We start from the raw sequence: 17,094 nt of genomic DNA on the forward strand, positions 1-17,094 counted from the left end.
CGCGACCCGGCCGGGGAGTCCGGCCGGGTCGTCGCGCTGCACCGGTTCAGCGGGCCCGGTGTGCCTCGATCAGCTCGGCGTAGCGCCGGCCGCTGGTCTTCACCGTGCGCTTCTGGGTGTCGTAGTCCACGTGCACCAGGCCGAACCGCTTGTCGTAGCCGTAGGCCCACTCGAAGTTGTCCAGCAGCGACCAGGCGAAGTAGCCGGCCACCGGGGCGCCCTTGGCGACCGCGCGGGCGCAGGCGGCCAGGTGCTGCTCCAGGTAGGCGGTGCGCTGCGGGTCGTCCACAGTGCCGTCGGGGGCGACGGTGTCGCGGAAGGCCGCGCCGCTCTCGGTGACGTAGAGCTCGGGCGCGCCGTACTCCTCGGCGAGCCGCAGCAGCAGCTCCTCCAGGCCGGGGGCGTGCACCTCCCAGCCCATCGCGGTGCGCTCCGGGTTGGGGCCGGGCACCTGGCGGAAGCCGGGCGCCGGGGCGCCCGGGTCGTCGGCGACCACCTGGCGGAAGTAGTAGTTCAGCCCGATCCAGTCCAGCGGGGCGCCGATCAGCTCCAGGTCGCCGTCCCGGACCGGCAGTTCGACGCCGTAGAGGTCGACCATGTCCTGCGGGTAGCCGCGGCCGAGCACCGGGTCCAGCCACCAGCGGTTGATGTGGCCGTCGGCCCGGCGGGCGGCGGCCAGGTCGGCCGGGGAGTCGGTGGCCGGCTCGATGGTGCTGAGGTTGTTGACGATGCCGATCCGCGCGCCGGGCACCGCCGCCCGCAGCGCCTGCACGGCCAGGCCGTGGCCCAGGTGCAGGTGGTAGGAGGTGCGGACGGCGGCCGTCAGGTCGCGCAGCCCGGGCGCCATGGCGCCCTCCAGGTGGCCGATCCAGGAGGAGCAGAGGGGCTCGTTGAGCGTGCACCAGTGGGTGACCCGGTCGCCGAGCCGGTCGGCCACCACGGCCGCGTACTCGGCGAACCGCTCGGCGGTGGCGCGCTCGGGCCAGCCGCCGCGGTCCTGCTGGGCCTGCGGCAGGTCCCAGTGGTAGAGGGTGGGGAACGGGGTCAGGCCGCGCTCCAGCGCGCCGTCCACCAGCCGGTCGTAGAAGTCCAGGCCGGCCGGGTTGACGGTGCCGTCGGCCAGCGGGACCACCCGGGGCCAGGCGATCGAGAACCGGTAGGCGTCCAGGCCGAGTCCGGCGGCCAGGTCCAGGTCGGCGGGCCAGCGGTGGTAGTGGTCGCACGCGGTGTCGCCGGTGTCGCCGCCGTCCACCGTGCCGGGGGTGCGGGAGAAGGTGTCCCAGATCGAGGGGGCCCGGCCGTCCTCGTCCACGGCGCCTTCGATCTGGTAGGCGGAGGTGGCCGCGCCCCAGCGGAAGCCGGGCGGCAGCGCGTCGAGGTCGTTCACGGAGAGCCTTTCGTCGGGAGTGGGTTGACGGTGCGTCACTTGACGGCTCCGGCGGTCAGGCCGGCCACCAGGTAGCGCTGCAGCAGCAGGAACCCGGCGACCACCGGCACGCTGACGACCAGTGAGGCGGCCATCACCTGGTTCCAGTACACGTCGGTCTGGGTGGCGTAGCCCTGGAGGCCGACGGCGAGCGTGCGGGTCTCGTCGTTGGTCATCACGGAGGCGAAGAGCACCTCGCCCCAGGCGGTCATGAAGGCGTAGACCGCGACCGCGATGATGCCGGGCACGGCGGCCGGGATGACGATCCGCACCAGGGTGCGGATCGGCCCGCAGCCGTCCACCGCCGCCGCCTCGTCCAGGTCGCGCGGGATCGAGTCGAAGTACCCGACCAGCATCCAGATCGAGAACGGCAGCGAGAAGGTCAGGTAGGTGAGGATCAGGCCGCCGCGGCTGCCGTAGAGGGCGATGCCGGTGGAGTTGCCGATGTTGACGAAGATCAGGAAGAGCGGCAGCAGGAAGAGGATGCCGGGGAACATCTGGGTGGAGAGCACCGTGGTGGTGAAGAGCCGGCGGCCGGGGAACCGGTAGCGGCTCACCGCGTAGCCGGCCAGCACCGCCAGCAGCACCGAGAGCGCGGTGGCGCTGCCCGCCACGATCAGCGAGTTGGTGAAGTAGCGGGCCAGCGGGACGGTGGTCCAGATGTCGATGTAGGGGCGGATGGTGAAGTGGCTGGGTATCCAGCGCCAGGGTCCCTGGACGTCCTGCAGCGGCTTCAGCGAGGAGCTGAGCATCACCGCGACCGGGGCCAGGGTGAAGACGGCGAGCAGCAGCAGGACCAGCCGGCGCAGCCAGCGGAAGGAGGCGGGCGGGTTGATCATTCGGCGCCCCTGCGGCGGTTGGTGACGAACAGGTAGACGGCCGTCACCAGCAGCAGGAAGAGCAGCAGCAGCACGGACATGGCCGAGCCGGAGCCGAAGTTCCAGGTGACGAAGGAGGACTGGTAGATGTGGATGGAGATCAGGTCGGCGGCCTTCGGGGCCGCCTTCCCGAACAGCACGAAGGGGGTGTTGAAGTCGTTGAAGGTCCACAGGAAGAGCACCAGCACCAGCACCTGGTTGACCGGCCGCAGCGAAGGCAGGGTGATCTTGCGGATCTGCTGCCAGACCCCGGCGCCGTCCATGGCGGCCGCCTCGTAGAGCTCGCGCGGGATGTTCTGCAGCCCGGCGGTCAGGGTGAGGAAGGCGAACGGCCAGGAACGCCAGACCGAGACGGTGACCAGCGCGGTGAAGCTGTTGTCGCCGATCAGCCAGAACGGTTTGTTCCCCACCAGGTGGAGCTGGTCGTGCAGCACGTGGTTCACCAGTCCGGTGTCCCGCTGGAACATGAACGACCAGGTGATCACCGCGGCGAAGACCGGCAGCGCGTACGGCAGCAGGAAGGCCGCGCGGAGCAGTCCGCGGCCCCGGAAGGAGTCCTGCATCATGATCGCCGCAGTGGTGCCGATCAGCCAGGAGATCCCGACCGAGAGCACGGTGAAGGCGCAGGTGGTCCAGAAGGACTCCAGCAGCGCCTTGCCGATCGGGGCGTTGAAGTCCAGCGCCACCCGGTAGTTGGCGGTCCCGGCGGCGGGCGCCGAGGTCCAGTCCCGGATGTAGAACTGGGTGAGCTGTTTGAAGCTCATCACGATGCCGACGACCATCGGCACCAGGTGCACCAGCAGCTCGACGGCCAGGGCCGGGAGCAGCAGCAGGTAGGGGAGTGCGGCGCGGTGCTTGGTCACGTCAGCTGGCCGGCATCTGCTGCTGGGCCTTGGTCAGTTCGGCCTTGACGGAGTCGTCGGTGACCGGCTGGCCGGCCGCGGCGGCGGCGAGCAGGTTCTTCACCGCGGTGCCGATCAGGGTCTCGAACTGGCTCTCGCTGGCGACCTGGGGCAGCGGCGAGGCGCTGTTCTGCAGCACCGAGGCCAGCGCCTTCAGGTCGGGGGTGGCGAAGGCCGGGTCGGACTCCACGGACTTGACCGGCGGCAGGCTGCCGTAGGTGGAGTTGAGGGTCTTCTGCTCGTCGTCGCCGGTCATGAACTTCACGAAGTCCAGGGCGCCGTTGAGGTTCTTGGTGTTCTTGAAGACCGCCAGGTTGATGCCGGCCACCATCGAGGTGGTGGCCTGGGTGCCGGTGGCGCCGGCCGGGGCGGGGAGCGGGACCACGCCGTAGTCGTCGGGGTTCATGCCGTGCGACTTCAGGGCCGGGGCGGCGGTCTGCCACATCAGCATGGCGGCCTTGCCGGTGGCGAAGTCGGTGACCGACTGGTTGGCCGCGTACTCGGCGTTGCCGGGGGCGGCGATCTTGTCGGCGGCGATGAAGTCGACGTACTGCTTGACGGCGGCGACCGCCTGCGGGCTGTCGAACTGCGGCTTGCCGGAGGCGTCGTAGAAGCCGGTGCCGTGCTGGAGGCCGAGCGTGAAGACGTTGTGGACGTTCTCCGAGACGTTGCCGCCCTCGATCGCCAGGCCGTACTGGGAGCCGGTGGTGAGCTTCTTGCCGTCGGCCACCAGGTCGTCCCAGGTGGCGGGCGGGGTGGCGATGCCGGCGGCCTGGAAGAGCTTCTTGTTGTAGTAGAGGCCGTAGGCCATCGAGTAGAGCGGCACGGCGGCCGGGTCCTTGCCCGCCGCGCCGGCCGAGGCGACGGCGGAGGCCAGGAAGCGGTCCTTGCCGCCGATCTTGTCGAAGGTGGCCGAGTCGAAGGGCAGCAGCGCGCCGGTGGCCTGCAGCGAGGCGGACCAGGTGTTGCCGATGTTGAGCACGTCGGGGCCCTGGCCGGAGGCGGTGGCGGCCAGGATCCGGTTGAGCAGGTCGGACCACGGGATCACTTCGAGGTTGACCTTGATGCCGGTCTGCTGCTCGAACTTTCTCAGCTCCGGCTCCAGGACCTGCTTGTCGTTGTCCAGGCTGGTGCCCTGGTTGGAGGCCCAGTAGGTGAGCGTCTTGGGGCTGGAGTTGGAGGCTCCGGTGGTGCTGGAACCGCCGCCGCAGGCGGTGGCGGTCAGGGTGATGGCGGCGATGACGGCGATGGCGGCGGGGATCCGCTGGGTGCGCATGTGACTGCCCCTCTCGGGCACGGCGTGGTGGGTCTCGGGGGATGGCGCGAGGGGTGAGGGTGGTCCGGGGGAGCTGCTGGTCCCTTCCGGCGGTCGGCCGGAGGGGACCCCCGCTAACTTCATGGCGTGATTTAACGTGTGAGAAAACCTGGCGTCAAGACCCTGTGCACGGCAGGATGGACGGCCAGGAGGGAGAAAACATGGCAGAGCAGAACCGGCAGACCGTCCGCGACCTTCGCCGGGCCAGCCGGGCCACCCTGCTGCGCCACCTCTACTTCGACGGCCCGCTGAGCCGCCAGGAGTTGGGGCAGCGCAGCGGGCTGAGCGGCGGATCGATCAGCAACGTGGTCGGTGAGCTGCTCGCGGACGGGCTGGTCGAGGAGTGCGGCTCGGTGGAGTCGGACGGGGGCCGGCCGCGGATCCTGCTGCGGGTCGCGCCGGAGGCGGGCCACCTGGTCGGAGTGGACGTCGGGGAGACCAAGGTCCGGGTCGCGCTCTTCGACCTGGCGCTGACCGAACTGGCCGGCTTCGACCACCCGCTGGCCGACCGCGGGCACGACGCGGACCACGTGGCGGAGCTGATCCTGGCCGGGCTGGCCGAGGTGCTGGAGGCCGCCGGGGTTCCGGAGTCCGCCGTGCTCGGCGTCGGCGTCGGGGTGCCCGGCGTGGTCGAGCAGGGCGGGGCGGCGGACGGCTCGGGCGTGGTGGTGCACGGGCCCACCGTGGGCTGGTCGGCGGTGCCGCTCGGCCGGCTGCTGCGGGCCGGCACCGCGCTGCCGCTGCACGTGGACAACGGCGCCAAGACGCTCGGGCAGGCCGAGATGTGGTTCGGCGCCGGCCGCGGCGCCCGGCACGCGGTGGTGGCGCTCTTCGGCTCCGGCGTGGGCGCCTGCGTGATCGCCGACGGGGCCCGGTTCCGCGGCGCCACCAGCAGCGCGGGGGAGTGGGGGCACACCAAGGTGCACGTCGGCGGGCGGCTCTGCCGGTGCGGCTCGCGCGGCTGCCTGGAGGCGTACATCGGGGCCGAGGCGCTGGTCGAGCGCTGGGGCCGGCGGGCGCCGGACGGCGAACAGGCGGGCCTGGCCGCGCTGCTGGCCGGGGCCCGGCAGGGCGACCTGCCGGCCATCGACCTGCTGAACGAGACCGCCGAGTACCTGGGTGCCGCGATCGCCGACCTGATCAACCTGTTCAACCCGGAGCGGATCGTGATCGGCGGCTGGGCGGGCCTGCTGCTCGGCCCGTACCTGCTGCCCGCGGTGCGCCGCGCGGCGACCAGCTACGCGCTCAGCTACCCCCGCGAGCAGACCGAGATCACCCTGAGCACGCTCGGCCCGGATGCCGTCACCACCGGGGCCGCGACCTTGCCGTTGAGCCAGTTCCTGGGCTCGGGCGGCGCCCTGCCGGAGCACAGCAAGGCGGCTCGCCAGGCAAGTTGAGGGTGTGCGAAGTTGTGCGCGGGGGGTTGACGGCTGCTTTTCTCACTCGTTAAATCACGCCATGAAGTTACGGGGCGGTGCCACCACCACACCCTCGGCCCCCACTTCGCCACCCTCGCCCCCACCCCCCATCGCAGGAGAAGCCCGTGAGGCTCACTTCAGCACGCCACGAGGCCGGCAGAGCCGCCGGACGGCGTGGCTCGGCCCTGATGACCGGTCTGGCCGCCCTCTGTGCGGCCGCGCTCGCACTCCCCATCGGTGCGGCGACCCCGGCCACCGCGGCGGCGGCCGCCCCGGCCGCCGGCAGCAGCTGCGGCACCACCGACGCGGCCCAGGGCCGGCCCGCCACCGCCTCCTCGTCCGAGAACCCCGGTGCCTTCCCGGCCTCCGCGGCCGTGGACGGCAACCTGGGCACCCGCTGGTCCAGCGCCTTCAGCGACCCGCAGTGGCTCCAGGTCGACCTCGGCAGCAGCCAGCAGATCTGCCAGGTCCAGCTCAACTGGGAGGCCGCCTACGCCAAGGCCTACCAGATCCAGGTCTCCGACGACGGCAGCACCTGGACCACCGTCTACTCCACCACCAACGGTCCCGGCGGCAACGAGACGCTCAACGTCACCGGCAGCGGCCGCTACATCCGGCTGTACGGCACCCAGCGGGCCACCCAGTACGGGTACTCGCTCTGGGAGTTCGCGGTGCACACCGGCGGCCCGAGCGTCCCGCCGGTGCAGGGCGGCGGCGACCTCGGCCCCAACGTGATCGTCTTCGACCCGTCGATGAGCAGCACCAGCATCCAGGCCAGCCTGGACAACGTCTTCAACCAGCAGCAGGCCGCCCAGTTCGGCACCGGCCGCTACGCCTTCCTCTTCAAGCCCGGCAACTACAGCGGCCTGAACGCTCAGATCGGCTTCTACACCTCGATCGCGGGCCTGGGCCTCAACCCCGACGACACCCACATCAACGGCGACGTCACCGTCGACGCCGGCTGGAACAACGGCAACGCCACCCAGAACTTCTGGCGCTCCGCCGAGAACCTGTCGCTGAGCCCGGTCAGCGGCACCGACCGCTGGGCCGTCGCGCAGGCCGCGCCGTTCCGCCGGATGCACGTCGAGGGCGGCCTCAACCTGGCCCCCAACGGCTACGGCTGGGCCTCCGGCGGCTACATCGCCGACAGCAAGATCGACGGCTCGGTGGGCAACTACTCGCAGCAGCAGTGGTACACCCGGGACAGCTCGATCGGCGGCTTCTCCAACGGCGTCTGGAACCAGGTCTTCTCCGGCGTCCAGGGAGCCCCCGCGCAGTCCTTCCCCAACCCGCCCTACACCACCCTGGCGACCACGCCCGAGGCGCGTGAGAAGCCCTACCTCTACCTGGACTCCAGCGGCAACTACCAGGTCTTCGTGCCCTCGCTGCAGTCCAACACCAGCGGCCCGACCTGGGTCAACGGCCGGACCCCGGGCAGCTCGCTGCCACTCAGCCAGTTCTACGTGGTCAAGCCCGGCGCCACCGCCGCGACCATCAACCAGGCGCTGGCCCAGGGCCTCAACCTGCTCTTCACGCCCGGCGTCTACCACGTCGACCAGGCGATCAACGTGACCCGCCCCGACACCGTGGTGCTCGGCCTGGGCCTGGCCACCCTGGTGCCGGACAACGGCGTGACCGCGCTGCAGACCGCCGACGTCAACGGCATCCGGCTGGCCGGCCTGCTGATCGACGCCGGACCGGTCAAGTCCCCGGTGCTGCTGCGGATCGGCCAGCCCGGCTCCGCCGCCGACCACAGCGCCGACCCGACCAGCATGCAGGACGTCTTCATCCGGGTCGGCGGCGCCGGCCCCGGCCTGGCCGGCACGGCGGTCGAGGTGGACGCCAACAACTCGATCATCGACCACACCTGGATCTGGCGCGCCGACCACGGCACCGGCGTCGGCTGGACCGTCAACCCCGCCGACTACGGCCTCCAGGTGCGCGGCAACGACGTGCTGGCCACCGGCCTGTTCGTCGAGCACTTCGAGAAGTACGACGTGGAGTGGAGCGGCGAGCGCGGCAAGACGATCTTCTTCCAGAACGAGATCGCCTACGACGCGCCCAACCAGGCCGCGATCCAGAACGGCAGCACCCTCGGCTACGCGGCCTACAAGGTGGACGACAACGTCACCACCCACGAGGCCTGGGGCGTGGGCAGCTACTGCTACTTCAACGTCGACCCGACCATTCGGATGGACCACGGCTTCGAGGTGCCCAACACCCCGAACGTCAAGCTGCACGACGCCCTGGTGGTGTCGCTCGGCGGCGACGGCCAGTTCAACCACGTGGTGAACAGCACCGGCGCCGCCACCTCGGGGACCGGGACGACGCCGTCCACCGTGACCTCCTACCCGTGACGGTTCGTCAGGTCTGCGTGAGCGGCCACTGATCGAAGGTCAGGGCGGCGGGCAGCAGCCCGCCGCCCGCCATCGCCCCGCCCGCTGCGCCCGGGAGGGGCACCGGCGGCACCGCGCGCCGGCCGGCCCCGCACCCGGGCCGGCGCGCTGTGGCAGGCTGGTCGGCATGACGGGGGAGCAGCGGCAGCGCGAGCGGATGCGGACCGGCTACGACACGGTGGCCGGGGAGTACCAGCGGCGGATCGGCGGTGAGCTGGCCGGCAAACCGCTGGACCGGGCCCTGCTGGCGGCCCTGGTCGAGCAGGCGGGGCCGGGGGCGGCGGTGGCCGACCTCGGCTGCGGGCCGGGCCACGTGGCGGGGTTCCTGGCCGGCCTGGGCGCCGCCCGGGTGGTCGGGGTGGACCTCTCGCCCGCGATGGTCGAGCTGGCCCGCGAGGCCCACCCGGAGGCGGAGTTCCGGGTCGGCGACCTCTGCGAACTGCCCGCCGAGGAAGGTGAGTTCGGGGCTGCCGTGGCGCTGTACTCGGTGATCCACCTCAGTGGTGAGGAACTGGCCGCCGCCTGCGCGGAACTGCACCGGGTACTGCGGCCCGGCGGGCGGGCCCTGGTCGCCTTCCACCTCGGCTCGGAGGTGCGGAGGCTGACCGAGTGGTGGGGCCACCAGGTCGAGGTGGACTTCCACTTCCGCCCGCTCGCGGCGGTCGCCGAGGCGCTGGAGGCGGCCGGCCTCGCCGTGGAGGTCCGGCTGGAGCGCGAGCCGGGCGAGGGCGAGGCGGAGACCCGGCGCGGATACCTGGTGGCCCGCAGGCCGTGACCGGCAGGTGCGGGAGCTAGCCTGCGGGCGTGATCGTGCGATGTGTGAAGCTCCTCAGCCCGCGGACCGGCGAGCCCGTCGAGTACCACCCGGCCCTGCGGGTCGGACGGGAGTACCTGGTCCTGGAGGTGATGGTCCGGCTCCAGGGCGACGGGCCGCGCACCGTCCTGCGCGTGCTGGACGAGGAGCGGGAGCCGCACGAGCCGTTCGGCGGGCACTCCCTGTGGAACGCCGAGCTGTTCGAGACGGTCAGCGACCGGATGCCCGGCTGCTGGGTCCCCCGGCGCGACGGCGATCTGCTCGTCATGGGGCCGGAGGCCTGGCACCGGGACGGCTTCTGGGAGGACTACTACAGCACCGAGCCCGGTGACGGCCCGTCGGCGGCCTGGCGGGACTACCGCGAGGCGCTGGCCCTGATCAGGGCCGACGCCTAGGAGCCGTCCGCCGCGACCGGGAGCGCGAACCGCACCTTGGGCCTCCCCACCGCCCCCGCGCGCCGGTAGAACCGGATCGCGTCCGCATTCCACTCCGGCGTCTGCCACTGCACCTCCGCCGCGCCCAGGTCCGCCGCCGACCCCCGTACGGCGGCGAGCAGGGCGCCTCCCCAACCGCCGCCCCGGTGCGGCTCGGTGACGAAGAGGCAGTCCAGGTGGAGGTGGTCGGCCGCCTGCCAGGTGGAGAACTCCCGGGAGAAGCTGGCGTACCCGATCAGCTCGCCCGCCCGCTCCACCACCAGGCACCACGCCCGCGGCGCCGCCGCGAAGAGCGCCGTCCCCAGCCGGTCGGCGAGGTCGGCGGGCACCGGGTCCGCGCGCTCGAACTCCGCGTGGGCCGCGCAGAGCCGGGCCAGCGCCGGCAGGTCGGCCGGCGTCGCCGGGCGGATCGCGCCGCCCGTCAGCATGCGCAGGAGATGCCCGAGCGCGGGGCGGTCAGGTCGTCGACGGGCCGCTGCTCGGTGCCGGCGGCGGACTCGTACGGGAAGCCCTCGCGCACCCAGTACTCGAAGCCGCCGAGCATCTCCTTGACCGGGTAGCCGAGCCGGGCGAAGGCCAGTGCCGCCCGGGTGGCGCCGTTGCAGCCCGGGCCCCAGCAGTAGGTGACCACCGTCTGGCCCGGGGCGATCAGCCGCGGTGCCAGCTCGGCGATCCGCGCCGTCGGGATGTGGACCGCGCCGGGGAGGTGGCCCTGGGTCCAGGCCGTGTCGTTGCGGCTGTCGACCACCACCACGCCGGGCGCGCCGGAGAGCAGGTCGGCGCGGACGTCGGAGACGTCCGTCTCGAAGGCGAGCCGGGCGGCGTAGTGGGCGGCGGCCTCGGCCGGGGCGGCGGCGGGCACGCTCAGGACGGCGCTGGTGGTCACGGCGCTGGTGGTCACGGCGGTCGTGGACATGGCGGTCGGGCCTCTCGTTCTCGCTGGTCAGTGCCGGTGCCGGGGTCCCCCGTTCGGCGATGGCTCCATCCTGCGGCCCCCGGCCCCGCGCAACGAGTGGCGGGAACGCCCCTGATCGTCAAGATCCCGCCAAGCCCAGGATCAGGACTCCGCCGGGAGCCGTGATTCGATCCGCCGCAGCAGCGCCCGCAGCGCCGCCATGTCGTCCTTGTCGGCCGGCTGGTCGCCCTGGTTGAGCTTCACCAGCAGCAGCCCGCCCGGCTCCAGCACGATCAGGTTCGTCTCCGCGACGCTGTCGCCGCCCTGGTGGTGCACGGCGAGGTCGATGTCGCCGATCCGCAGCCCCTGGCGGCGGATCGCCCGGCGGTCGTACTCGCCGTCGCGGGCCAGCACCGTCGGCGAGCCCTCCATCAGCCGCGAGAACCAGTGCCAGCGCGCCGCCTGCCGGACCAGTACCGCATCCGTCACCAGCAGCACCACCGCGCCGAAGACGCCGCCGACCAGCGAGTTGTCGTTGCCGATCACCGCGTTCTGCACCACGTTCGAGAGCAGCAGCATCACCACCAGGTCGAAGGTGTTCAGCTGGGCGAGTCCGCGCTTGCCGACGAAGCGCAGCAGGACCAGCAGGGCGAGGTAGACCGCGATGGTGCGGATCGCCTTCTCGGCGTACGGGATTCCGGCGGAGAACATGTCATGCCACATCCCGGTGAGCCTACGGAGCGCCAGGGGAGCGGCCCGGGAACGACGCGGGCGGGGTGCCGATGCGCACTCCGCCCGCGTCGGCTCAGCCCGTGGTGCGGGCCACCGGGATCCACAGCTGTGCGTCGTTCAGCGCCGGGTCGTCCTTCGCCGGGCGGGTGCGCAGGATCTCCGGACCCGGGCGGTACTCGTACGGGTTGGACGGCATCCACTGGGCCGCGACGTCGCCCCACATCTGCTGCAGCGCTTGCGGGAACGGCCCGGTGTTCTCGAACACCGCCCAGGTGCCCGCCGGGCAGTCCAGCACGTCGAGGTCCCCAGGGACCTCGACTGCGGCGGAGGTGCTGACCACCGCGTGGTAGTAGTCGAGCTCGCTGCCCTCCTCGAAGCCGTCCGACAGCCGCACGGTCGCCGAGATGATGCCCTCCGGATCGCCGTCCGAGAAGCCGGCGATCCGCAGCATGGTCTCCGGCGGGACGCTCGCGATGTGCTCGGCGATGTGCGGGTTGACGCCCTGGTAGATCAGCGGGACTCGGGCCTTCTTGCCGACCACCCGGAACGCGTCCTTCTCGATGATGCGGTAGCGCATGGTGCTGTTCCCTTCGACGGTGAGGCGGAAGGAGAGCCGGGGCTGCGAGGTCAGCGCGGCGCCGGTGCGCCGCGCCTCGCCGGGGCCGATGCCGTGCCAGGCGCGGAACGCCCGGGCGAACGCCTCGCCGGAGGTGTAGCCGTAGCGCACGGCGATCTCCAGCAGGGTCGGCTCCCCGGCCAGCACCTCGGCGCCGGCGACGGTGAGCCGGCGCCGCCGGACGTACTCCGACAGCGGCATCCCCGCGAGCGAGGAGAACAGCCGCCGGAAGTGGTATTCCGAGGTGGCCGTGATCCTGGCCAGTTCGGACGCCTCGACGGTCTGGTCGAGACGGGCCTCGATGTGCTCCATGGCCTGGTTCAGTCGATCCAGCATCCCCGGCCTCCTTCCTTGCTTCCGGGCACCAACGCTAGGGAAGGCCAAGCCTGCCGCACCCGACCATCGGTGCCCGTTCCGGTCGGGTGCCCGAGCGGCCCGGAGGGCCCCGAGTGCTCCTCTGGTGCTCCGCTGGCCGGAAGTTGACGCTCCGTAGCGCACGACCCGGGCGCATCGGGGCACTCATGCGGAGTTGGTTCTCCGCTTCTGTTAGCCTGCGCGATGCGGAGTACAAGCTCCGCTTACACCTGCCTCCACTGGGACGCGTACCTATGCCTCGGATATCCAGGACCGCCGCACGTCCGCACTACAACCTCACCTTCGCCGTGCTGCTGCTCGGCGTCGGCGCCTACTCGCTGCTGCAGTCGATGGTGGTCCCGGTGCTCGCCACGCTGATGGAGCACCTGCACACCTCGCAGGAGACCGTCACCTGGCTGATGACCGCCTACCTGCTCTCCGCCTCGGTCGCCACGCCGATCCTCGGCCGGATCGGCGACCGGGCGGGCAAGGAGCGGATGCTGCTGGTCACGCTGGTCGCGCTGACCGCCGGCTCGGCGCTGGCCGGGGTCTCCAACAGCGTCGGCTCGATGATCGTCGCCCGGGTGATCCAGGGCCTGGGCGGCGGCGTGCTGCCGCTCGCCTTCGGGATCATCCGGGACGAGTTCCCGGCGGCCAAGGTGCGCGGCGCGGTCGGCATCACCGCCGCGCTGACGGCCGTCGGCGGCGGGCTCGGCCTGATCCTGGCCGGCCCGATCGTCGACCACCTGGACTACCACTGGCTCTTCTGGCTGCCGATGATCATGACGGCGGTCGCCACCGTCGCCACCTTCCTCTTCGTGCCGGAGTCGCCGGTCCGCACGCCCGGCAAGATCAGCTGGGGCGCGGCGGTGCTGCTCTCGGTCTGGCTGGTCGCGCTGCTGCTGGCGGTCAGCGAGGGGCCGACCTGGGGCTGGGGCTCGGTGCGGATCCTGGGCCTGTTCGCCGCCGCCGTGGTGGTGGCGGTGCTCTGGGTGCTGGTCGAGCTGCGCTCCCCGGCGCCGCTGATCGACATGCGGATGATGCGGATTCCGGCCGTCTGGACGGCCAACCTGGTGGCGCTGCTCTTCGGCGTGGTGATGTACACCGCGATGACCTTCCTGCCGCAGCTGGTGCAGACGCCGCATCGGCTGGCGGGCTACGGGTTCACGGCGAGCATCACGCAGTCCGGCGTCTACATGCTGCCGATGACGCTGGGCATGTTCGTGCTCGGCGTGCTGACGGGCCCGCTGGCGGCGCGCTTCGGGTCCAAGGCGGTGCTGATCGCGGGCGGCGTGCTGACGGTGGTGCCGTTCCTGGTGCTGGCGCTCGGGCACGACAGGAGCTGGCAGATCTACACGGCGTCGAGCCTGATGGGCGTGGGGATGGGGCTGGCGTTCTCGTCGATGTCCTCGATCGTGGTGGAGGCCGTGCCGGCCGCGCAGACGGGTGTGGCGAGCGGGATGAACGCCAACATCCGGACCATCGGCGGAGCGATCGGCAGCGGGATCGCGGCGAGTATCCTGGCCAACGGCGTGACGGCCACGCACCCGTTCCCGCAGGACTCCGGGTACGGCGACACCTTCTGGTTCCTCACCGGGGCGGCGGTGCTCGCGGCCGCCGCTGCCGTGCTCATCCCGACCGTTCGCAGTGCCGGCGCCGGGCAGGCCGCCTCCGTGCCGCCGCAGCCGGAGCACGGGGCTGCTGACGACGCTGACGACGCTGACGACGCTGACAAGGAGTCCGCTCCCGCATGACCTCCGCCGCCTCCCACGACCACCGGCCCGCCGAGACCAGGGCGCTCCGCAGAGATGCGGCGGAGAACCGGGCACGGCTGGTGGCGGCGGCGTGGGAGGTCTTCGCGGAGCAGGGGCCGGACGCCGGGGTCGAGGAGATCGCGCGGCGCGCGGGCGTGGGGATGGGGACGCTGTACCGGCGGTTCCCGACGAAGGACGCGCTGATCGCGGCGCTGTATGACGAGGTGTTGGAGAACATCCTCACCCACACCCGGGCTGCGGCGGCGGAGCCGTGCGGAGGGCGGGGGCTGGAGGGGGTGCTGTGGCACATCGGTGCGGTGATGTCCTCGCACCACGGGGGGCTGTCCAGGCTGTGGCAGGCGGTGCCGCCGGATGTGGATGTGCAGCGGGCGGAGCTGTGGGGATTGGTGGATCGGTTGCTCGGGCGGGCGCGGGCGGCGGGGGTGGTGCGGGGGGATCTCACGCTGACGGATGTGTATCTGTGCGTGCTGTCGATGCGCGGGGTGATCGACGAGACGGCGGCGCTGGATGCGGGGGCGTGGAAGCGGTATGTGGAGGTGGTGCTGGCGGGATTCCGGCCGGCGGAGGTGCCGTTGGGGTTCCGGCCGGCGGATGACTCGCTGGTGAGGCGGAGGATCGCGGCTAGCTGAGGGTGTCGGTCCGAAGGCTGCTGAGGAAGGCTCCGAAGAACGCGCCGTTCTTCACACCCTGGATAAAGGTGTTGAAGCCCTCGGCTGTGAAGACCAGAGCCGGGCCCGCGGGGTTCTTGGAGTCGCGGACGGGCCCTGCACCGGGGAAGCTTGCGGAGACCTCGACGCACTCGCCGCCGTTGTTGCTGTAAGACGACTTGAACCAGGAAGCGCCGGACAACTCAGGGATCACGGAGCAAGTTCCTTTCGAGCTTTGCAATCAGTGCCTTGAGGGTGCCTTCGGCATAGCCTCCATCAGGAGCTGATCGTACTCTCTCTCCCAGGCCGTGACCGTTTGGCGCTTGCGCGCTCAAGATGGCCTCGCGTCTGCGACTCGGCGTAGCCGACAACGGAGCCATCCGGTAGGTCGAGCAGGATGACGGGCAGCGTGAATGGCAGTTGCTCGGCAAGGGAGAGGGGGGCCACCTGCAAGGTGATGTTCGGGCGCCCCACCCCCGGCGAGCTCGTCCGGGACCTCGCCACCGGCCTCACCGGCATCTACATGGCCCCCGGCTTCGGCAAGACCCCCACCGTCTACCTCCGCCCCCCGCGCGGCGGTTACGAGTGGGAAGCCTCCGCCGACGCCATCGAACCCGCCACCCCCGCCTCGTGACGACCCCGATCGCCACCCCGTCCCCGGCTGCCTTCGTCCTCGGCCGCTGCCACTGCTGCCAGCGCCCCACTCTCGTCGCCCCCGGGCCCGTCATCACCACCGCCGGCGGCCTGCGCATCACCATCCCCTGGTGCCTGGCCGGCTTCGAACGCGCCAACCGCATGCTCCACCGCGCCGCCCTCCTCGCCGCCCGTGCCGCCGAAAGGAACCTCCTCACATGACCACCCCCGACCCCCTCACCACCGTCCCCTTCGACCGCCAGGCCGCCCTCGCCGAGCTCTACGCCCTCGGCCGCAAGCTCAACGCCATGACCTCCGCCCACCACCAGGAGATCGAGACCACCCTCGCCCGCATGAAAGCCCTCCACACCGCCGTCAGCTACCACCTCGCCAACTCCTAGGACCGACCTGCCCGTTTAGCGGATGTGCATCGGCTCGCGCCATGCTGTGCGCCCGCGCGTCAGCACTGGAGGACGAACAGATGACCACTGCCGCCCAGCCGGCGAAGTCCAAGGCCCTCGCCCCCAACCGCAGCGTCCTCGTGCCCCGCAGGAGCGACTGGGCGGTCGGGCCGATCACCAACGGCAAGGCGAAGTACACCCTCCCGGCCGATTGGCGGGAGGGCGCACTGCACCACAAGATCTCCAAGGAGAAGCTGTCCTCCATCGCCGAGCAGCTCACCCTCCTCTACTACAGCCCGCCGGGAGAGCTGCAGGATGCCGTGCGCGGCTTCTGGGCGCTCTGTTGGGAGTTGGCCGGCGGGCTGGTCACGGAGGCGGTTCAGCAAGCGGAGCCGAAGGTCAGCGCCCACCGGCTGCTCTGGAACCTGCCGGTCAACCTCTCCCTCGGCCCGAAGAACCCCGCCAACGACCCCGGCCAGGCCTTCGACCCCGACACCGTGCCCGACCCGGAGACCCCGGGCAGACGCCTGCTGGACGGCGCCAGCGACAAACTCCGGCAACTGGAGAAGGAGTGGGACCTGGCGAGCGAGCGTGCCTCCGGCCAGGGCGAGTTCAGCGAGCCGGCACTGTGGCACGAGCTGACCCGTCTGCTCCGCGAGGCGCGCCAGGAGGCCGACCGGACGGCCCGCCGCGAGGACGGCCGGCTGCTCTACCGGCCGATGACCGAGCAGTGGCTCATCGACGGCAAGTCCCACCTGCGCAAGGGCACCACCGAGTTCCTGGATGCCGCGGTGGGCGAACAGCGCTTCCGGGAGGAGAGGTTGAACGCTCCCTCGATCGCGGCGCACAAGGAGTCCCGCACCGTGCTGGCCGCCGGGAAGGCCACCACCGCCTACAAGGGGAAGCCGGTCACCCTCACGGTCACCATCACCGGCGAGGTCGTCCACCACGTCGGCGAGCGCCACACCTTCACCTTCTTCGACTTCCGCGGCCGGAACCGCTCGATCACCACGCTGTGGGAGAAGATCCCCGACTTCGCCGCACTCACCAAGCTCGCCACCGAGCTGGCCCCGCACCTGGCCCGCAGCTGCCTGTCGCACCTGGTCGACCTGGAGGTGGCCGACGCGGCGGACTGGCCGAACGACGACATCGAGATGGTCCAGCAGCCGGCGGGCGAGCGCTGCGTCTACTTCCGGGCCGGCATCGAGGACATCGACGAGGACGACAACGGCGTCACCGTCGACGTCCGCATCAAGACCTTCGCCCCCAACGGCTCCAGCGGCCCCGGCCTGCTCCGGACCGACCTGGCCACCATCGAAACGGCCCTGACGGCCCGCCCGTAGTCAGCGGAACGGTGCGCGGGTGCCGTCCGCCCGGTCCGGGGGCGCACGCCCCCGCGCCCACGGCGCCGCCCGCGCGGCGTGCGCCGGTGCCCGCATCAACCGGAGGAGAACGGTC

At 71.7% G+C, this 17,094-nt stretch carries 19 protein-coding genes; 10 read left to right on the forward strand and 9 right to left on the reverse strand.

Going from position 1 to position 17,094, the window contains the following annotated elements:
• Positions 1 to 46: 46 nt before the first annotated feature.
• From ACFYNO_RS20065 to ACFYNO_RS20080, 4 genes are read right to left on the reverse strand one after another with little or no spacing between them, the layout of a single operon-like run.
• Complete coding sequence (locus ACFYNO_RS20065) at positions 47 to 1,387, reverse strand: GH1 family beta-glucosidase (protein ID WP_388013702.1); 1,341 nt, start codon at positions 1,385 to 1,387, stop codon at positions 47 to 49.
• A 35-nt stretch (positions 1,388 to 1,422) separates the two neighbouring features.
• Positions 1,423 to 2,265, reverse strand: a complete 843-nt coding sequence (locus ACFYNO_RS20070) for a carbohydrate ABC transporter permease (RefSeq protein WP_388013705.1) — start codon at positions 2,263 to 2,265, stop codon at positions 1,423 to 1,425.
• Positions 2,262 to 3,167: a carbohydrate ABC transporter permease gene (locus ACFYNO_RS20075; protein ID WP_388013708.1), complete on the reverse strand. Its 906-nt coding sequence runs from the start codon at positions 3,165 to 3,167 to the stop codon at positions 2,262 to 2,264. Before ACFYNO_RS20075 ends, ACFYNO_RS20070 begins: the two co-directional genes overlap by 4 nt.
• A gap of 1 nt (position 3,168) precedes the next feature.
• Positions 3,169 to 4,482: an ABC transporter substrate-binding protein gene (locus tag ACFYNO_RS20080; protein ID WP_388013710.1), complete on the reverse strand. Its 1,314-nt coding sequence runs from the start codon at positions 4,480 to 4,482 to the stop codon at positions 3,169 to 3,171.
• Between the two features lie 200 nt (positions 4,483 to 4,682).
• Between ACFYNO_RS20080 and ACFYNO_RS20085 the strand changes: the two genes are divergently transcribed.
• The 4 genes from ACFYNO_RS20085 (at position 4,683) to ACFYNO_RS20100 (ending at position 9,544) form a co-directional block, all read left to right on the forward strand.
• Positions 4,683 to 5,918, forward strand: a complete 1,236-nt coding sequence (locus ACFYNO_RS20085; protein WP_388013713.1) for an ROK family transcriptional regulator — start codon at positions 4,683 to 4,685, stop codon at positions 5,916 to 5,918.
• Between the two features lie 209 nt (positions 5,919 to 6,127).
• Entirely contained in the window at positions 6,128 to 8,296 is a 2,169-nt protein-coding gene (locus ACFYNO_RS20090) for a discoidin domain-containing protein (protein WP_388014042.1), read from the forward strand.
• Positions 8,297 to 8,462: 166 nt separating this feature from the next.
• Entirely contained in the window at positions 8,463 to 9,110 is a 648-nt protein-coding gene (locus ACFYNO_RS20095; protein WP_388013716.1) for a class I SAM-dependent methyltransferase, read from the forward strand.
• Positions 9,111 to 9,154: 44 nt separating this feature from the next.
• Positions 9,155 to 9,544 (forward strand): hypothetical protein, encoded by a 390-nt coding sequence (locus ACFYNO_RS20100; protein WP_388013719.1) that lies wholly within the window; start codon positions 9,155 to 9,157, stop codon positions 9,542 to 9,544.
• On the opposite strand, the gene ACFYNO_RS20105 is transcribed toward ACFYNO_RS20100, so the two are convergent.
• The 4 genes from ACFYNO_RS20105 to ACFYNO_RS20120 all read right to left on the reverse strand — a co-directional run bounded on the left by ACFYNO_RS20105 (position 9,541) and on the right by ACFYNO_RS20120 (position 12,162).
• Positions 9,541 to 10,011 (reverse strand): GNAT family N-acetyltransferase, encoded by a 471-nt coding sequence (locus tag ACFYNO_RS20105; RefSeq protein WP_388013722.1) that lies wholly within the window; start codon positions 10,009 to 10,011, stop codon positions 9,541 to 9,543. The genes ACFYNO_RS20100 and ACFYNO_RS20105 overlap by 4 nt on opposite strands.
• Entirely contained in the window at positions 10,005 to 10,499 is a 495-nt protein-coding gene (locus ACFYNO_RS20110; protein ID WP_388013725.1) for a rhodanese-like domain-containing protein, read from the reverse strand. The genes ACFYNO_RS20105 and ACFYNO_RS20110 overlap by 7 nt, the downstream gene beginning before the upstream one ends.
• 141 nt (positions 10,500 to 10,640) lie before the next feature.
• Positions 10,641 to 11,201: a DUF421 domain-containing protein gene (locus ACFYNO_RS20115; protein ID WP_388013728.1), complete on the reverse strand. Its 561-nt coding sequence runs from the start codon at positions 11,199 to 11,201 to the stop codon at positions 10,641 to 10,643.
• A gap of 82 nt (positions 11,202 to 11,283) precedes the next feature.
• A complete protein-coding gene (locus tag ACFYNO_RS20120; protein ID WP_388013731.1) occupies positions 11,284 to 12,162 on the reverse strand; it encodes a GyrI-like domain-containing protein in 879 nt (292 codons plus the stop codon).
• Between the two features lie 272 nt (positions 12,163 to 12,434).
• On the opposite strand from ACFYNO_RS20120, the gene ACFYNO_RS20125 reads away from it, so the two are divergent.
• Both ACFYNO_RS20125 and ACFYNO_RS20130 read left to right on the forward strand, forming a co-directional pair.
• Positions 12,435 to 13,934, forward strand: coding sequence for an MFS transporter (locus ACFYNO_RS20125; protein ID WP_388013734.1), 1,500 nt, complete (start codon positions 12,435 to 12,437; stop codon positions 13,932 to 13,934).
• Entirely contained in the window at positions 13,931 to 14,584 is a 654-nt protein-coding gene (locus tag ACFYNO_RS20130; protein WP_388013737.1) for a TetR/AcrR family transcriptional regulator, read from the forward strand. Before ACFYNO_RS20125 ends, ACFYNO_RS20130 begins: the two co-directional genes overlap by 4 nt.
• Here ACFYNO_RS20130 and ACFYNO_RS20135 read toward each other — a convergent pair.
• Positions 14,577 to 14,816, reverse strand: a complete 240-nt coding sequence (locus ACFYNO_RS20135) for a DUF397 domain-containing protein (RefSeq protein ID WP_388013740.1) — start codon at positions 14,814 to 14,816, stop codon at positions 14,577 to 14,579. The two genes, ACFYNO_RS20130 and ACFYNO_RS20135, sit on opposite strands and share 8 nt — an antisense overlap.
• Before the next feature lie 243 nt (positions 14,817 to 15,059).
• Here ACFYNO_RS20135 and ACFYNO_RS20140 point away from each other — a divergent pair, with 243 nt between their 5' ends.
• The 4 genes from ACFYNO_RS20140 (at position 15,060) to ACFYNO_RS20155 (ending at position 16,979) form a co-directional block, all read left to right on the forward strand.
• Positions 15,060 to 15,236 (forward strand): hypothetical protein, encoded by a 177-nt coding sequence (locus ACFYNO_RS20140; protein ID WP_388013743.1) that lies wholly within the window; start codon positions 15,060 to 15,062, stop codon positions 15,234 to 15,236.
• The gene (locus ACFYNO_RS20145; protein WP_388013746.1) at positions 15,233 to 15,457 is read left to right on the forward strand and encodes a hypothetical protein; all 225 of its coding nucleotides are present in this window, start codon (positions 15,233 to 15,235) and stop codon (positions 15,455 to 15,457) included. The genes ACFYNO_RS20140 and ACFYNO_RS20145 overlap by 4 nt, the downstream gene beginning before the upstream one ends.
• Positions 15,454 to 15,636 (forward strand): hypothetical protein, encoded by a 183-nt coding sequence (locus tag ACFYNO_RS20150; protein ID WP_388013749.1) that lies wholly within the window; start codon positions 15,454 to 15,456, stop codon positions 15,634 to 15,636. Before ACFYNO_RS20145 ends, ACFYNO_RS20150 begins: the two co-directional genes overlap by 4 nt.
• A gap of 80 nt (positions 15,637 to 15,716) precedes the next feature.
• Positions 15,717 to 16,979, forward strand: a complete 1,263-nt coding sequence (locus tag ACFYNO_RS20155; RefSeq protein ID WP_388013752.1) for a hypothetical protein — start codon at positions 15,717 to 15,719, stop codon at positions 16,977 to 16,979.
• The last annotated feature ends 115 nt before the right edge of the window (positions 16,980 to 17,094 follow it).

This window comes from Kitasatospora sp. NPDC006697 (assembly GCF_042869935.1).
In the GTDB taxonomy this organism is placed as follows: domain Bacteria; phylum Actinomycetota; class Actinomycetes; order Streptomycetales; family Streptomycetaceae; genus Kitasatospora.

Excerpts from the sequence above, each read along its gene's own strand:
- ACFYNO_RS20070 (WP_388013705.1), bottom strand. The coding sequence starts at position 2,265 with ATGATCAACCCGCCCGCCTCCTTCCGCTGGCTGCGCCGGCTGGTCCTG.
- ACFYNO_RS20080 (WP_388013710.1), bottom strand. The coding sequence starts at position 4,482 with ATGCGCACCCAGCGGATCCCCGCCGCCATCGCCGTCATCGCCGCCATC.
- ACFYNO_RS20085 (WP_388013713.1), top strand. The coding sequence starts at position 4,683 with ATGGCAGAGCAGAACCGGCAGACCGTCCGCGACCTTCGCCGGGCCAGC.
- ACFYNO_RS20090 (WP_388014042.1), top strand. The coding sequence starts at position 6,128 with ATGACCGGTCTGGCCGCCCTCTGTGCGGCCGCGCTCGCACTCCCCATC.
- ACFYNO_RS20095 (WP_388013716.1), top strand. The coding sequence starts at position 8,463 with ATGACGGGGGAGCAGCGGCAGCGCGAGCGGATGCGGACCGGCTACGAC.
- ACFYNO_RS20105 (WP_388013722.1), bottom strand. The coding sequence starts at position 10,011 with ATGCTGACGGGCGGCGCGATCCGCCCGGCGACGCCGGCCGACCTGCCG.
- ACFYNO_RS20110 (WP_388013725.1), bottom strand. The coding sequence starts at position 10,499 with ATGTCCACGACCGCCGTGACCACCAGCGCCGTGACCACCAGCGCCGTC.
- ACFYNO_RS20115 (WP_388013728.1), bottom strand. The coding sequence starts at position 11,201 with ATGTGGCATGACATGTTCTCCGCCGGAATCCCGTACGCCGAGAAGGCG.
- ACFYNO_RS20120 (WP_388013731.1), bottom strand. The coding sequence starts at position 12,162 with ATGCTGGATCGACTGAACCAGGCCATGGAGCACATCGAGGCCCGTCTC.
- ACFYNO_RS20125 (WP_388013734.1), top strand. The coding sequence starts at position 12,435 with ATGCCTCGGATATCCAGGACCGCCGCACGTCCGCACTACAACCTCACC.
- ACFYNO_RS20130 (WP_388013737.1), top strand. The coding sequence starts at position 13,931 with ATGACCTCCGCCGCCTCCCACGACCACCGGCCCGCCGAGACCAGGGCG.
- ACFYNO_RS20140 (WP_388013743.1), top strand. The coding sequence starts at position 15,060 with ATGTTCGGGCGCCCCACCCCCGGCGAGCTCGTCCGGGACCTCGCCACC.
- ACFYNO_RS20150 (WP_388013749.1), top strand. The coding sequence starts at position 15,454 with ATGACCACCCCCGACCCCCTCACCACCGTCCCCTTCGACCGCCAGGCC.
- ACFYNO_RS20155 (WP_388013752.1), top strand. The coding sequence starts at position 15,717 with ATGACCACTGCCGCCCAGCCGGCGAAGTCCAAGGCCCTCGCCCCCAAC.